The 14569-nt window shown below is 36.2% G+C and carries 14 protein-coding genes; 5 read left to right on the plus strand and 9 right to left on the minus strand.

Features of this window, described 5'->3' with window-relative positions; all coding sequences use genetic code 11:
- From hisA to hisZ, 5 genes are read right to left on the minus strand one after another with little or no spacing between them, the layout of a single operon-like run.
- On the minus strand, positions 1 to 711 hold the full coding sequence (gene hisA, locus HNQ35_RS09155; RefSeq protein ID WP_146937506.1) for a 1-(5-phosphoribosyl)-5-[(5-phosphoribosylamino)methylideneamino]imidazole-4-carboxamide isomerase: 711 nt from the start codon (positions 709 to 711) through the stop codon (positions 1 to 3).
- Between the two features lie 2 nt (positions 712 to 713).
- The gene (gene hisB, locus HNQ35_RS09160; RefSeq protein WP_146937458.1) at positions 714 to 1325 is read right to left on the minus strand and encodes an imidazoleglycerol-phosphate dehydratase HisB; all 612 of its coding nucleotides are present in this window, start codon (positions 1323 to 1325) and stop codon (positions 714 to 716) included.
- A complete protein-coding gene (hisD, locus tag HNQ35_RS09165) occupies positions 1309 to 2598 on the minus strand; it encodes a histidinol dehydrogenase (RefSeq protein ID WP_146937461.1) in 1290 nt (429 codons plus the stop codon). The genes hisB and hisD overlap by 17 nt, the downstream gene beginning before the upstream one ends.
- On the minus strand, positions 2595 to 3224 hold the full coding sequence (hisG, locus tag HNQ35_RS09170; RefSeq protein WP_307724223.1) for an ATP phosphoribosyltransferase: 630 nt from the start codon (positions 3222 to 3224) through the stop codon (positions 2595 to 2597). The genes hisD and hisG overlap by 4 nt, the downstream gene beginning before the upstream one ends.
- A gap of 22 nt (positions 3225 to 3246) precedes the next feature.
- Positions 3247 to 4461: an ATP phosphoribosyltransferase regulatory subunit gene (gene hisZ / locus HNQ35_RS09175; protein ID WP_146937465.1), complete on the minus strand. Its 1215-nt coding sequence runs from the start codon at positions 4459 to 4461 to the stop codon at positions 3247 to 3249.
- A 107-nt stretch (positions 4462 to 4568) separates the two neighbouring features.
- Here hisZ and HNQ35_RS09180 point away from each other — a divergent pair, with 107 nt between their 5' ends.
- Positions 4569 to 5369 carry a histidinol-phosphatase HisJ family protein gene (locus HNQ35_RS09180; RefSeq protein ID WP_146937468.1) on the plus strand — a complete coding sequence of 267 codons (801 nt, stop codon included), beginning with the start codon at positions 4569 to 4571 and terminating at the stop codon, positions 5367 to 5369.
- Positions 5370 to 5403: 34 nt separating this feature from the next.
- Here the strand turns inward: HNQ35_RS09180 and HNQ35_RS09185 are convergent, their stop codons facing one another.
- Positions 5404 to 6174 carry a lysophospholipid acyltransferase family protein gene (locus HNQ35_RS09185; protein WP_146937470.1) on the minus strand — a complete coding sequence of 257 codons (771 nt, stop codon included), beginning with the start codon at positions 6172 to 6174 and terminating at the stop codon, positions 5404 to 5406.
- 487 nt (positions 6175 to 6661) lie between these two features.
- Positions 6662 to 7396, minus strand: a complete 735-nt coding sequence (locus HNQ35_RS09190) for a CAP domain-containing protein (protein ID WP_146937472.1) — start codon at positions 7394 to 7396, stop codon at positions 6662 to 6664.
- Between the two features lie 386 nt (positions 7397 to 7782).
- On the opposite strand from HNQ35_RS09190, the gene mreBH reads away from it, so the two are divergent.
- The gene (gene mreBH / locus HNQ35_RS09195; protein ID WP_146937474.1) at positions 7783 to 8790 is read left to right on the plus strand and encodes a rod-share determining protein MreBH; all 1008 of its coding nucleotides are present in this window, start codon (positions 7783 to 7785) and stop codon (positions 8788 to 8790) included.
- Between the two features lie 70 nt (positions 8791 to 8860).
- On the opposite strand, the gene HNQ35_RS09200 is transcribed toward mreBH, so the two are convergent.
- Positions 8861 to 9244 (minus strand): hypothetical protein, encoded by a 384-nt coding sequence (locus HNQ35_RS09200; RefSeq protein WP_146937476.1) that lies wholly within the window; start codon positions 9242 to 9244, stop codon positions 8861 to 8863.
- 385 nt (positions 9245 to 9629) lie between these two features.
- Here HNQ35_RS09200 and HNQ35_RS09205 point away from each other — a divergent pair, with 385 nt between their 5' ends.
- From HNQ35_RS09205 to HNQ35_RS09215, 3 genes are all read left to right on the plus strand, one after another.
- Positions 9630 to 10799 carry a CaiB/BaiF CoA transferase family protein gene (locus tag HNQ35_RS09205; RefSeq protein WP_146937478.1) on the plus strand — a complete coding sequence of 390 codons (1170 nt, stop codon included), beginning with the start codon at positions 9630 to 9632 and terminating at the stop codon, positions 10797 to 10799.
- The gene (locus HNQ35_RS09210; protein WP_146937480.1) at positions 10796 to 12001 is read left to right on the plus strand and encodes an acyl-CoA dehydrogenase family protein; all 1206 of its coding nucleotides are present in this window, start codon (positions 10796 to 10798) and stop codon (positions 11999 to 12001) included. Before HNQ35_RS09205 ends, HNQ35_RS09210 begins: the two co-directional genes overlap by 4 nt.
- Before the next feature lie 246 nt (positions 12002 to 12247).
- The gene (locus HNQ35_RS09215; protein WP_146937482.1) at positions 12248 to 13693 is read left to right on the plus strand and encodes an NAD-dependent succinate-semialdehyde dehydrogenase; all 1446 of its coding nucleotides are present in this window, start codon (positions 12248 to 12250) and stop codon (positions 13691 to 13693) included.
- Between the two features lie 72 nt (positions 13694 to 13765).
- Here the strand turns inward: HNQ35_RS09215 and HNQ35_RS09220 are convergent, their stop codons facing one another.
- Positions 13766 to 14524 carry a class I SAM-dependent methyltransferase gene (locus tag HNQ35_RS09220; protein WP_146937484.1) on the minus strand — a complete coding sequence of 253 codons (759 nt, stop codon included), beginning with the start codon at positions 14522 to 14524 and terminating at the stop codon, positions 13766 to 13768.
- Between the last annotated feature and the right edge of the window lie 45 nt (positions 14525 to 14569).

Raw genomic sequence — 14569 nt, forward strand, 5'->3', positions numbered from 1 at the left:
TTAGACAACCTCCAATAATGATTCCAATGTGACTGTCCCATCATATAAAGCTTTACCAACAATCGCTCCATATACATTTAGCTGCTTTAATTTTTTTATATCTTTAGGTGTAGTTATACCACCTGAAGCAATCACTTTTAGATTTGTTTGTTCATTGATTTGTTTTAGTTCGTTAAAATTTGGTCCTTGAAGCATACCATCTTTTGCTATATCTGTATAAACGATTGTTTTTACACCCATATTTTGCAATTGATAACCGAGCTTTATTGCTTTAACACCACTCGTTGCTTCCCAGCCCTCTGTTGCAACATAACCATTTTTAGCATCAATTGACACGACGATTTTATCACCATAACGATCGACAGCGTTCTTTAAAAAATTCGGATCTGTAATCGCTGCTGTTCCGATAATGACGCGTGTAACACCAGCGTCAAGATACATCTTAATGCGCTCCAAAGAGCGAATACCACCACCGACTTGAAGTGGAATTTGCACGGTTTGGGCTATTTTCTTTATATATGGTTTATTTTTCATTTCATTCGTTCGGGCTGCATCAAGATCAACGACATGTAAATATGGTGCGCCTTTATTCTCCCAATATTTAGCCATCTGAACAGGTGACTCACTATAAATGGTTTGTTTATCATATTGGCCTTGTTGTAAACGAACACAACGCCCATCTAAAAGATCAATTGCTGGAAATAAAATCATCATCATTGTCCCCCTTGATTAGAAAATGATAACGTCCCCTTTGTCGACGGTATACCGACGACACGACGATCTATTTCAGTTGCATAACGAAGAGAACGACCAACACCTTTAAAAATTGCTTCTACAATATGATGGCTATTTTTCCCATAAGGAACTTGTATGTGTAAAGTAATCCCGGCATGGTTAACAAATCCGCGGAAAAATTCCTCCACTAACTCCGTATCAAATGTCCCAATCTTTTCTTTCAAGCCGTCAACTTGAAACACAAGATATGGTCGACCACTAATATCAACTGAAACGTGAGCAATCGCCTCATCCATCGGTATTGAAACAGTTGCATATCTTGTCATTCCGCTCATATCTCCTAAAGCTTCGCGAAACGCACGCCCTAAAACAATTCCAACATCTTCTACTGTATGATGATCATCAACATGTAAATCACCTTGACATGTCACATTAAGATTAAATAACCCATGTCGTGTAAAAGCATCAAGCATATGATTAAAGAAGCCAACACCTGTATCAAGTGTCGCTTTTCCTGTTCCATCAATCATTAATTCAAGATTAATCGCTGTTTCATTTGTTTTTCGTATCTGTTTACTTTTTCTTACCATTTTCTTTCCTCCTCACCTGTATCGATTTTGCATGAGCCGTCAACCCCTCAGCTTTAGCAAGTGTCACAATCGAATCGATGCTTTTATTAAGTGCTGCTTCTGAATAATAGATGACACTTGATTTTTTCAAAAAGTCATAGACACCGAGTGGGGACGAGAAGACGGCTGTCCCACTTGTTGGTAGCGTGTGATTCGGTCCTGCATAATAATCACCTAAAGCTTCTGGTGAGTCGTTCCCAAGAAAAATAGCACCTGCATGTTTAACAAGGGGTAGCTTTTCCATTGGATTTTCAATCATCAGTTGTAAATGTTCTGGTGCGATTTTATTTACTAATTGCAAGGCCTCTTTCAACGAATCGACTACAATAATTCGTCCATTTTTCTCAAGCGACTCATTGATCATTGCTTTTCTTTCTAATAATTGAAGTTGTTTTTCAACTTCTTTTTGAACTGTTAAAGCTATTTTTTTACTATAAGTGATTAAAATAGCGGTTGCATCTTCATCATGCTCTGCTTGTGCTAATAAGTCAGCTGCGACATAGTGCGGTGGTGCGGTATCATCAGCAACAATAACAACTTCACTTGGGCCAGCTATCATATCTATTGCAACATCACCATATACCCATTTTTTTGCTCGAGCGACATAACGGTTACCCGGTCCAACAATTTTATTTACCTTCTGGATTGTCTCTGTGCCATAGGCTAGTGCGGCAATAGCTTGAGCACCGCCAACTTTGTATATTTGATCTACACCAGCGATATGTGCAGCAACTAGAACTTCAGAACGAATGCGTCCATCTTCATCTGGTGGGGTTACCATAATAATTTGTTTAACACCGGCAATTTTTGCTGGTAAGACATTCATTAAAACAGTCGACGGATAAGCGGCTTTACCACCTGGAATATAAACACCAGCAGATTCAAGTGGTGTTACTTTTTGTCCGAGTAATGTCCCGTCTTCTCCTTCTATAAACCATGATTTTTCTAATTGGTTTTTATGGAAATGAATAATTTGTTGTTTAGCCCCATTTAAAGCTTCAAGAAATTCACTTGTTATTTCTTGTTTTGCTAATGCCATTTCTTCTTCTGTAACAGTAAATGTTTGTAGGTCAACACGATCGAATTGTCGGGTATAATTTAATAGCGCACGGTCCCCCTCTCGTCTAACTGTTTGTATAATATTTAAAACATCATCATCCAATTTCCGGTCATCATTTTTTTTCATAACAGCTGCCTTTTCTTTTATAAATGCCGATAATGTCATGATTTTCATTGTTTCACCTCAAGAACAGTTTTAATTTGGTTAATAAATGGTGTCATCAAGTCATGCTTAAGAGCAAAACTAGCTTTATTTACAATTAAACGTGTACTAATAGCCTCAATTTCATCAAAAATAACTAAACCATTTTCTCTTAATGTACGTCCCGTTTCGACAATATCAACAATCACATCTGATAATCCAATTAACGGTGCTAATTCAACAGATCCATTTAATTTAATGGTTTCAATCTGTATATCTTTTTCTAAAAAGTACTTCTCTGCAATGACTGGGTACTTAGAAGCAATCGTTAGATGGGAAGTTGTTCTTAACGGCTTTTCTTTTAAACCAGCAACAACCATCTTACATTGTCCAAACTTTAAATCTAACAGTTCATAAAAGTGACCATTTGATTCTAAAATATTATCCTTTCCAACAATACCTAAATCAGCCGCACCTTGTTCAACATACGTAGGAACATCAACCGCTTTAACAAAAAGCATTTTAACTTGTTTCGTCTGATCATAGAAAATGAGTTTCCGACTCTCTTCATGAAAGTTATTGAACCGAATTCCCGCTTGTTCTAACAAAGCGATTGAATCTTTTGCTGTTCTTCCTTTAGCAAGTGCAATTGTAAGCATAAGCATGAGCCTCCTTTCACTTTTATAATTGGTATTGTGTCAAAAAGGAGTCTATATTCGGATAGACACGCTTTTCTCTTCCATTGAAAACAGTAATATGCTGTTCTTGTAAATAAATAGCACGAGCTGAATGAGTAACATTTATTTCCTTATGATTGATTAATACCCGCTTTGATCTATGTCTTAATTGTCTCATCAATTGATAAGCTTCTCTTATTCTGGTAGGCGTATAATAGATAACAATGTCTTCCTGTCGATTAATTGTATGTTGTTCTTTCTTTAAACCGTCTATCAATAATTGAATATCACAACCAAAACCGACAGCAGGTATCATGATGCCAATCTTTTCAGTTAATGTATCGTATCTACCACCCATTAAAACGGGTTCCCCCACACGCGCTATAAAACCTTGAAAAATAACATCTGAATAATAGTCCATATGATTAATTAAACCTAAGTTAAAGACAATATTTTCAGTCATGCCATATAAATCTAGTAACTGATGCATCCTTTCAAGATGATCAATCGCTTGATTCATTTCTTTATTTAGTGATAAAGTTCTTGCTCGTTCTATGACGTGTCCTGGAGGGCCATATAAATCAACTATTTGTAAAATAACTCGTTGTAATGGCTGACTAACTTGATGCTCGATTAAAAAAGTTTGTAAATCAGTTTTGTTTTTGGATTGAATATATTGTTTTAGAAGTTGTCGTTCACTATATGGTAAGTTCGTTTCTTCTAAAATTTGTTGGACAAAACCAGCATGTCCAACTTCGATGGTAAAATGAGTAACAGGTAAGTTGGCTAATAATTCATAAGCTAATGCTAATACTTCCGTATCACTCTCTGTTGAATCATCTCCGAAAAGCTCTACCCCTATTTGCTTATGTGCCAATACACGATTGGCAGCTTGTCTGAAAACATCCATAATATAAAAATATCTTTTGATCTTCTCGTTATGTCCAACATGTTTAGTTACGAGGCGTGCAACTGGGATTGTTACATCTGGACGTAAGACGAGTACTTTTCCCGATGGTCCAATGACTTTTACCATATCATCCTGTAAAATCATCCCATCTACAGAAGAATATAGATCATATGGTTCAAAAATCGCCGTCTCAATTTCATCATATCCATATGTATAAAAGAGCTGTCTTGCCGTCTTGATGATGCTCTCTTTCTTTTCACACGTCAGAGTATTTGCTTTGAGCACGTCATTCATATTGGATTGGTACATCTTAATATTCTCCTTTAACTTTATCACTTTATCACTTCACTGTCATGAAGTTATATAGTATTCTAATAGATAGATTGATAGATGTCAACTTTAAGGAGGACTTTTTTATGTTTGATTATCATATTCATAGTGATTTTTCAGCAGATTGTGATACACCTATGGAAAAAACGATTGAAACAGCGATTGAAAAAGGATTTTCGGAGATTTGTTTTACTGATCATATTGATTATGATTATCCGGATCCTACCATAACATTTGATTTTGATTTAAAATCTTATGACCGAAAAATAAAAGCAATGCAAGATAATTATGGACAAAAGATTAAAATTAAGAAGGGCATTGAAATAGGCATTCAACCACATCTGTTGAAACAATATGAGGATTTATTAACGAAAGAATCATTTGACTTTATTATATGTTCAATGCATACGACGGATAGGAAAACATTACACTATGGGAATCTATTTAAAGATAGGACGACTGAGGAAGGTTTTCAGCAATATTACGAAGAACTTTTATACTGTGTAAAACACTTTGATTATTATTCTGTTCTTGGACATCTTGATTTGGTAAAGCGATATACGTCAGAGGTTGTCACGAATCACTTTCATCCGTTGATTGAAAGTATTTTTAAGGAAATTATTCCAAAAGGAAAAGGAATCGAAATAAATACGTCTAGTTTTCGCTATGGTATGGATACTGTGATGCCAAGCATTGATATTTTAAAGCTTTATAAAAAATTAGGTGGAGAAATTATTACACTAGGGTCTGATTCACACTCTGAAATGACACTAGGTTATCAATTTCCTGCCGTATTAAATGTATTAAAGGAAATTGGTTTTAATTACATAACAACTTTTACAGAGAAAGAACCTATCTTTCATCCGATTGAAAAAATAAAAATGTAAAAATCAGGGTTATCATTTTACCCTGATTTTTACATTAAACTTCTATTGGTAACTCTTTTAACGGAGATGAATTTGAATCTTGTTTTCTAATATTCTCTAGATCTTTGGCGATGATGTTCTCAGTATATTCGGCGAGTTCTTTTCCAGTCATATTACTATATTCTTCTGGTGTAATCGGTTGTCCAATTACAATTTTTATTGTAGATGGCTGGATACGATGATTGTTTTGTTCATATATTTCACGTGTTCCATCTATTGTAACGGGGACAATAGGTACTTTCGCCTTCGTACCTAAGCGAAAGCTCCCTGCTTTAAAACGATTTAATTCACCGTCTTTACTTCGCGTACCTTCTGGAAAAATAACCATTGAAAAGCCTTTTTTAATATTCTTTGTCCCTTGTTGTATCGCACGTACAGACTGTCTACGATCTTGGCGATCAATGAACACACAATGAAGTAATTTCATCCATGAGCGGATAATCGGGATTTTTTTAATTTCTATTTTAGCGATAAATCCGACCGGTTTACCTAAATAACCGAGCAAAGCTAAAATATCAAATAAACCTTGATGATTGGCTACGTATAAAGCAGGTCCGTCTGGTAAATAGTTTTCTCCTTCAACATATACTTTTGTATTTGTCTTTTCAATCACTTTTTGTGATACGACACTGGGCGTTTTAAATATTTCTTCCTGAATGTGGGGAAGATGGGACTGCTGAGCTAGTTTTTTTACCTGTAATAGTCTAAAATAACTGCCGATTACATAGATTGTTGCATATATATAGATTCTAATTGTTCGAATCATGCATTTTCCTCCTCGCTTTTAGATTATATATGAAAAATGATGTTTTTTGTCGAATATCGACGGAAGTTCACTAATTTATCATGTTTTACGATTTAATCTAAAAGCCTAGGACAACATATGAACTGCCTACTATTAAATAAGTGCTGAAAATAATAAATACAGCTTTATTCTGTATCTGAAAAGAACAAAGCCGTTTCAGCTTTTATCGTCCCTGTAATAGAGATAGACGGAAATATACGGTTCAATAACTTTGGAGAAATATTCGAAAATGGTGGCTTAAACGTCTCTACTTAGCTTGCTTTAAGCTAGAACTTTAACACTACTAAAAAACTTGCGCACGTTAAGTAGAAAAACTATCATACATGCTTATTTCATAAAGCAAAAGTGCCCGAATTCAAATGTACAAATCTTGATTTCAGGCACTTTTTTAATGATTACTAGGGTATGTCCCAGTCTTTCATCATTTCATTCTATTTATTTATATGGCTTATCGACCAATGAATTGTTGTGTCCAAACATTTCCTTGTTCAATATAGCCGACACCTATTTCAGTAAAGTTTGGATTTAAAATATTTTTACGGTGGCCATCGCTATTCATCCAAGCTTGAACGACTTCTTTTGGTGAACGTTGGCCTTTAGCAATGTTTTCACCAGCTGTACGATAAGTAATACCCCATTTTTTCATCATGTCAAATGGTGAACCATATGTTGGACTCTGATGTGAAAAGTAGCCGTTTACTGCCATATCGCGTGATTTTTCACGAGCAACACGACTGAGTTCATCATTAACTTTAAATGGTTTTAGACCTTGTTTCGTACGTTCTTGGTTCGTTAATTGAACGACTTCTTGTTCATATTGGTTGAGAGTATCACCTTTATTTGATTCAGTTTGTTGTTTTTCTTCAGTTGCTGATGGTTTTGTATTTTCTGTTTGTTGTGGCTGTTGAACTTGATTGTCTTTTGAGTTGTTATGGCTTATTTTGTCAGTTTTATTCTCTGATGTTGCTTTTTCCCATTGGATATTTGGAAAATATTTTTTAATAATTGTTCTATATTGACCGTTAACAGGTTGCCATTTACCATTAAATGTATAGTATACTTTTGTATATGTTTGTTGTTTAGCTTGTTCAGGAGATGAAATGGATGCATCTGCTACTCCTAAATGACCTCCAAATAAGATAGCGGCTGATAACGCAGTCACTCTGGTCGCTTTTTTTAACATGTATAAAACACGCTCCTTTTATTTTTTTTCGTTTGCTTGTCGCAAAATAAATATACCATGCTATTTTTGTAATATTTAAGGCATGATTTTCCAATAATAAAAACGAACTACATGACTTAATAAATGCCTTATTTTATATGCCTTTCACGCTTACAATAACTAGGAAAGATAGGGATAATTTTAATACATTGGTTGAAGTTGGCAGCAATTTATGATTGACAAGGTGAAAAACAGCGTGCAAATGTTACAAAATCATATATTTTGTAAAGTAATTGTTACTTGTCTTTTGTTGATTTTTTTCTTATCTTAATAGTACGTGTGTTATGATATATATTGGGATTTTAATCGTTTAACGAACGTTAAAACTATCATTGGAGGAAATCATTATGTTTTCAAATGCAGAAATTGGGATCGACCTTGGAACAGCAAATATTCTTATTTATGCCAACTCAAAAGGCATTGTTTTAAATGAGCCCGCTGTAGTGGCGATTGATATAGATACAAAAGAAGTCATTGCTGTTGGTACAGAAGCGAAAGAAATGATCGGTAAAACACCAAAAAACATCACCCCCATCCGTCCTTTACGAGAAGGTGTTATAGCTGATTTCGATGTAACAACACAAATGTTAAAAGCGTTTATGAAAAAGGTAAGTAAAAAAGTCGGTATGTCTCTGAGAAAGCCGGTTGTTGTGGTTTGTACACCTACTGGAAGTACAGAAGTAGAACGTCGTGCCATCCATAACGCAATTGCAAGTTCTGGTGTTAAGTCCGTCCACATTATTGAAGAGCCTGTAGCTGCTGCTATTGGTGCTGACTTACCAGTTGAAGAACCGATTGCAAACGTCGTTGTTGATATTGGTGGCGGAACATCGGAAGTTGGTATTATTTCTTTTGGTGGGGTCGTATCTTCAACATCTATTCGTGTCGGTGGTGACCGTTTTGATGAAGAAATTATTCAATCAATTCGTAAAAAATATAATGTCCTAATCGGAGAACGTACAGCTGAACAAGTTAAGATGGAGATTGGCTATGCTCACCCTAATCATAAAAAAGTAAACATGGAAGTGCGTGGACGAGATCTCGTAACAGGACTGCCAAAAACAATTACCATTACATCGGGAGAAGTATACGAAGCGCTTAAGGAATCACTCGAGCAGATTTTAGATGCCATTAAAGCAACATTAGAAAACTGTCCACCAGAATTAAGTGGGGATATAGTTGATAGAGGTGTTGTTTTAACCGGTGGTGGTTCATTACTGCACGGGATGCAAGAATGGTTATCTAATGAATTATTAGTCCCTGTCAATTTAGCACCTAATCCTTCAGAAGCAGTCGCAATTGGAACAGGGCGTGCAGTTGGCATGATTAGTAAACTTGAAAAGTCTGCTAAATAGTATTTATTGAAATAATTGGCTACGTGTGCCGTTAAAGAGGAGAAAACTAAAATGTTTTCTCCTCTTTAATTTATTTGTTTTCTTGAAGGGAAAATATTTCATAAAATGTTAGGCCAGCAGAAATAGCAAAAGGCATGATTAAATGTTTTAAAAAATGAACTTTCTCGTCACTAAACAAATATGTAATCATGATATTAACAACACTTAATAAGATAAACAAAATGATAAATTGCTTTATGATTTTCTTTGTATCTTCAGCCGATATATGTTTTAACCGTTTCATAAATAAAATGAAACTAAAGAATAAAAAGAGAGCTAGCATGATGACATAAGAGATAACACCAACATAAGCGACTGGATGACTGATATCTTTAAATACAATATAACCAACAATCGGTAATCCTAAAATAAGCAAAGCAATCGATGTCATATAAAGATACATTCGGTATGTCACTTTACCTCCTCCTTTTGCACTTTATTATAGTTGAAATTGTATTAATCAACAATCATACATAAACGGTAAAATACAAGTAATAGCATTCTCTATAAAGAAAGCGTTTACAAATTTGTGCGAATCATTTATAATAACATTAAAGAATCTTGTTCGAAACGTTGATTTTTGTAAGATTTCTTTTGTTAAAATGACAATCGAATCGTTCGCTTAACTGCCTAATCTGTTTGACGTCAACGCCAGACGCACGTAACAGATATGAGCCAGTTCAAAATCGTTCTTGCAGTATGCTTGCAATACGATTTGAACTGGCTTTTTTTATTCGTTTCGAGCGGGATTCTAATACTTTCAAAATAGAAGCATACGATTTAGAAAGGGGGTACATAACATGAGTGGTGCATTAGAACATATTCGTGTATTAGATCTATCACGTGTTTTAGCTGGACCTTTTTGTACGATGATTCTTGGTGATTTAGGGGCAGATATTATCAAAGTCGAGGCACCAGGTGGAAGTGATGATACAAGAAAATGGGGACCGCCTTTTCAAAATGGAGTCAGTGCTTATTATCTCTGTGCGAACCGTAATAAAAGAAGTGTCACGATAGATTTAAAGTCAAATAAAGGGATTGAACAAATCAAACAACTCGTGCAAGAAAGCGATGTTCTCATTCATAATTTTAAAACAGGAACAATGGAACGCTTTGGGTTAGATTATCATATTTTACAAGAAATAAACCCAAGACTCGTCTATTGTTCAATTACAGGTTTTGGCGAAACAGGACCATATAAAGATAAACCTGGTTATGATTTTATCATTCAAGCGATGAGTGGATTAATGAGTATTACAGGTACAGAAGAATCTGGTCCCCAGAAACTCGGTGTTGCGATTACCGATATACTAACAGGGCTTTATGCATGTATTGGTATTCAGGCAGCACTGTTAGAACGAACAATTTCAGGGAAAGGACAAAAGCTCGATATTTCATTATATGACTCGGCAGTTAGTTCATTAGTTAATATCGGGAGTAATTATTTAATGTCAGGGAAAATACCGAAACGACTAGGGAATCAACATGCGAATATTGTACCGTATCAAACATTTCAAACTAAAGACGGTTATATCGTCATCGCCGTTGGAAATGATCGGCAATTTGCTGATTTATGTCACATCCTAGAAATGCCTGAGCTTATGAAAGATGAGCGCTTTAAGACGAATCCTAATCGAGTGCAATACCGCGAACAATTGATACCATTATTAGAAAATATCTTTATAAAAAAATCAACCTCATACTGGCTTAAGGCTTGTGAAGAGAAACAAATCCCATGTGGGCCGATCCAGAATTTAGAACAATTAATGAATGATCCGCAGCTACAAGTAAGGAACATGTTTATTGAACATGACCATCCAGTAGCAGGAACCATTCGTATGATTGGAAGTCCTTTAAAATTATCACGGACACCCGTTTCAGTTCGCTATCATCCACCAGAAGTTGGCGAGCATCATGATGAAATTTTTCAAGAAATAATAAATGAAATTGAAAAGGAGAATGCGGAATGAATTTTGAATTTAGCGAAGAGCAAAACATGTTGCGGAAAACAGTAAGGCATTTTGTTGATAAAGAAATTATGCCATATATTTCAGACTGGGATCGTCGAGGTGAGTTTCCATTGGCCATTTTGGATCGTTTAGCAGAGCTTGGACTAATGGGAGTTTGTATTCCTGAAAAATACGGTGGTAGTGGTATGGATTATAATTCACTCGCCATAGTTTGTGAAGAATTGGAACGTGGAGATACAGCTTTTAGAACAGCCGTTTCTGTTCATACAGGTTTAAATAGTATGACACTATTACAATGGGGAAATGAAGAACAAAAGGAAAAGTATCTTGTTCCACAAGCAAAAGGTGAAAAAATTGGGGCTTTCGGATTGACTGAACCGGCTGCTGGTTCAGATGTTGCTGGCATGCAAGCAACAGCTGTTAAGGATGGCGATTATTACATCTTAAACGGTTCTAAAACGTGGATCTCACTTTGTGACATCGCTGATTATTTTATCGTCTTTGCTTACACAGATAAATCTAAAAAACATCACGGGATTTCCGCCTTTATCGTCGAACGAGAGTGGGAAGGTTTTTCTTCAAAAGCAATTAAAGGAAAACTTGGCATTCGTGCTGGGAATACAGGTGAGATTTTCTTTGATAACGTAAAAGTTCCAAAAGAAAATCTACTTGGTGAAGAAGGCGAAGGATTTAAAATTGCTATGTCAGCTTTAGACAACGGTCGTTTTACAGTAGCTGCTGGAGCTGTCGGGCAAATTATGGCTTGTATCGAAGCAAGTGTGAAGTATTGCCATGAGCGTGAAACATTTGGAAAACCAATCGGTAAGCATCAACTTGTGCAACAAATGCTTGCCAATATGGAAGCTGGTTTACAAATGAGTCGCTTACTCGTCTACCGTGCTGGAGAATTGAAAAATCAAGGAAAACGAAATACAAGAGAAACATCCCTTGCAAAATGGCAAGCATGCGACTTTGCAAATAAAGCTGCTGATGATGCCGTTCAAATCCATGGAGCATATGGTTTTTCAGATGAATATCCAGTAGAGCGCTACTTAAGAAATTCTAAAGCACCTGTCATTTATGAAGGAACGCGTGAGATTCACACCATTTTACAAGCCGAATATGTCCTAGGCTATCGCGAAGATAAACCGTTAAACAAAATGCTCCCAGCTTGGGATGTTGAAAAAGTAGAAACATATTAATCAAGATAAATCTTATAAAAAAATAGCGCGATTTTGGCTTGAGGTCGCGCGATTCTGACCATGAGTCGCGCGATTCCTGCCATGCGTCGCGCGATTCTGACCGTGAGTCGCGCGATTTCGACCGTGAGTCGCGCGATTCCTGCCATGCGTCGCGCGATTCTGACCGTGAGTCGCGCGATTCCGACCGTGGATCGCGCGATTTCCTAGAAGTTATTCTAAAATATTAAATTTAAAAGGAGGGCTTGTATGTTTCAAGATAAGACAAGAAGCATTTATATTGATGGAAAATGGCTTGATGTGAATCAGGAAAAAACATACGCGATTTATAATCCAGCAACACTTGAAAAACTAACAACAGTTGCTTATGGTGGAGTGACTGAAACTGAAGCTGCCATAGAAGCGGCAGAAAAGGCATTCACTTCTTGGAGTAGCTTAACAGGGAGAGAACGCTCAAAAGTATTGTACCGTGCTGCTGAATTAATGGCACAAGATGCTGATCGATTAGGAAAAATATTAACACTCGAACAAGGGAAACCGATTAAAGAAGCAATTGGAGAAGTTAAGGGGGCTGCTCAGTTTTTGCTTTGGTATGCTGAAGAAGCATCGCGTGCTTATGGGGAGTGGATCCCTTCTTCTGTTTCAACAAAAAGATTACTCGTTATTCCTAAGCCCATCGGTGTTGTCGGAGCCATTACGCCATGGAACTTTCCTTCTTCGATGATCACGAGAAAATTGGCACCTGCATTAGCTGCTGGGTGTACAGTCGTTTTAAAACCATCTCCTGAAACACCGTTATCTGCTATAGAAATAGTAAAGATTTTCGAAAAAGCAGGCATGCCAAATGGTGTCGTTAATATGGTAACAGGAGATGCGAAAGCGATCGGTAAGACTTTACTATCACATAAAGCCGTTAAGTTAATAACATTCACCGGTTCGACACCAGTCGGAAAATATTTAATGCGTGAGGCAAGCGACCAATTAAAAAGAGTTTCACTTGAACTCGGTGGACATGCACCGTTAATCGTGTTTGAGGATGCGGATATAGATAAAGCGACCTCTCTTGCCCTTAAAAGTAAATTCCGTAATAACGGACAAACATGTATTTGTGCCAATCGTTTATATGTCGATGAATCTATTCACGAACCATTTACAGCCATGTTAAAAGATAAAGTTGAACAACTCGTAATAGGAAATGGATTGGATCAGCATACTGATTTAGGTCCACTTATTAATCAAGCAGCCTGCGATAAAGTTCAACTTCAACTTGACGATGCAATACAAAAAGGTGCAAAAATTGTTACAGGTGGCTATGAATTAACTGATAAATTAAAAGGCTATTTCTATCCGCCAACAGTCATTAGTCAAGTCACCGATGACATGCTCGTGATGAATGAAGAAACATTTGGTCCACTTTTTCCAATCCAGACGTTTACAGACGAAACAGAAGTTATTCATAAAGCAAATGATACCGACTATGGATTAGCTGCTTATATTTTTACTGAAAATACAAGTCGTACTTTACGTGTTGTTGAACAACTAGAATATGGCATTGTCGGTGTAAATGACGTATTCCCTGCTACACCGGAGGCTCCATTCGGTGGTATAAAACAATCAGGTAACAGTAAAGAAGGCGGACATCACGGTATGGAGGAATTTTTGGAGTATACATTTGTTTCCATTGGAATGGATTAAAAAATAAGGACTATCCTGTAAACGTGGATAGTCCTTTTATAATTTGTAGCTTAGTAAATAAATTCAATATGCCTATAATCGAGTTGCTTCAAATGTAACAAGTCTTGTTTCTGTTGATGGTGCCTTCTTAAACATATAATTTGCCGAACATGTTATTTGAGTAAAACCGATTTTTTCAAGAAGCATTGAGAATTCTTCAATTCCATACCAACGCATAACAAATTCTTCTAACTCTGTATCTACCAATTTTCCATGACGCCATTTTTCATATTTTAATAGCGATCGTGTCGTTTGATTCACCCAATCTATTTCAATTGATTTGTTCTCTAAAACAATGCCTTCATCATTAGATAATGGATACGATATAGTAGATATATCCCCTGTATGCCAATCAACAGGTAATTGTAAATCTACGATAAGACGACCACCCGGTACAAGATGTTGATAAAAATTCGTCAAAGCACTGATTGCATCGTCATACTCATCAATTAAACAGAATGACCCCGTTGGCATAACAATTGCTTCATATTTTCCAGGTAATGAAAATTGAGATAAATGAGCCTCATACAAATTGGGATTTAATCCTCTTTCATGACAACGCTTCCGGCATGACGCTAACATATGAGCGGAATAATCAATCCCATCTACATCGTATCCTTGATTCAATAACGGAATAATAAAACGACCAGACCCTACGGCTGGTTCCAATATTTTTCCGTCTGTTCCATGTAATCGCTCAAGATAATATTCAATATCACCATTAATTGAATGACCTACGGGTTTTGTAACATTATAAAATTGCGTGCTTAATTTGCCATAATAGCTAAACATATGTTCCTCCAAGGGATAGAAGAATTTTTTCCCATTATAACATGT

The organism is Cerasibacillus quisquiliarum, assembly GCF_014202495.1.
Taxonomy (GTDB): domain Bacteria; phylum Bacillota; class Bacilli; order Bacillales; family Amphibacillaceae; genus Cerasibacillus; species Cerasibacillus quisquiliarum.

What these genes read in the sequence shown, in the direction of transcription:
- HNQ35_RS09205 (WP_146937478.1), top strand. Translation starts at nt 9,630, where the DNA reads ATGAGTGGTGCATTAGAACATATTCGTGTATTAGATCTATCACGTGTT.
- HNQ35_RS09180 (WP_146937468.1), top strand. Translation starts at nt 4,569, where the DNA reads ATGTTTGATTATCATATTCATAGTGATTTTTCAGCAGATTGTGATACA.
- mreBH (WP_146937474.1), top strand. Translation starts at nt 7,783, where the DNA reads ATGTTTTCAAATGCAGAAATTGGGATCGACCTTGGAACAGCAAATATT.
- hisZ (WP_146937465.1), bottom strand. Translation starts at nt 4,461, where the DNA reads ATGTACCAATCCAATATGAATGACGTGCTCAAAGCAAATACTCTGACG.
- HNQ35_RS09190 (WP_146937472.1), bottom strand. Translation starts at nt 7,396, where the DNA reads ATGTTAAAAAAAGCGACCAGAGTGACTGCGTTATCAGCCGCTATCTTA.
- HNQ35_RS09215 (WP_146937482.1), top strand. Translation starts at nt 12,248, where the DNA reads ATGTTTCAAGATAAGACAAGAAGCATTTATATTGATGGAAAATGGCTT.
- hisD (WP_146937461.1), bottom strand. Translation starts at nt 2,598, where the DNA reads ATGAAAATCATGACATTATCGGCATTTATAAAAGAAAAGGCAGCTGTT.
- HNQ35_RS09210 (WP_146937480.1), top strand. Translation starts at nt 10,796, where the DNA reads ATGAATTTTGAATTTAGCGAAGAGCAAAACATGTTGCGGAAAACAGTA.
- HNQ35_RS09220 (WP_146937484.1), bottom strand. Translation starts at nt 14,524, where the DNA reads ATGTTTAGCTATTATGGCAAATTAAGCACGCAATTTTATAATGTTACA.
- hisA (WP_146937506.1), bottom strand. Translation starts at nt 711, where the DNA reads ATGATTTTATTTCCAGCAATTGATCTTTTAGATGGGCGTTGTGTTCGT.
- HNQ35_RS09185 (WP_146937470.1), bottom strand. Translation starts at nt 6,174, where the DNA reads ATGATTCGAACAATTAGAATCTATATATATGCAACAATCTATGTAATC.
- hisG (WP_307724223.1), bottom strand. Translation starts at nt 3,224, where the DNA reads ATGCTTACAATTGCACTTGCTAAAGGAAGAACAGCAAAAGATTCAATC.
- hisB (WP_146937458.1), bottom strand. Translation starts at nt 1,325, where the DNA reads ATGGTAAGAAAAAGTAAACAGATACGAAAAACAAATGAAACAGCGATT.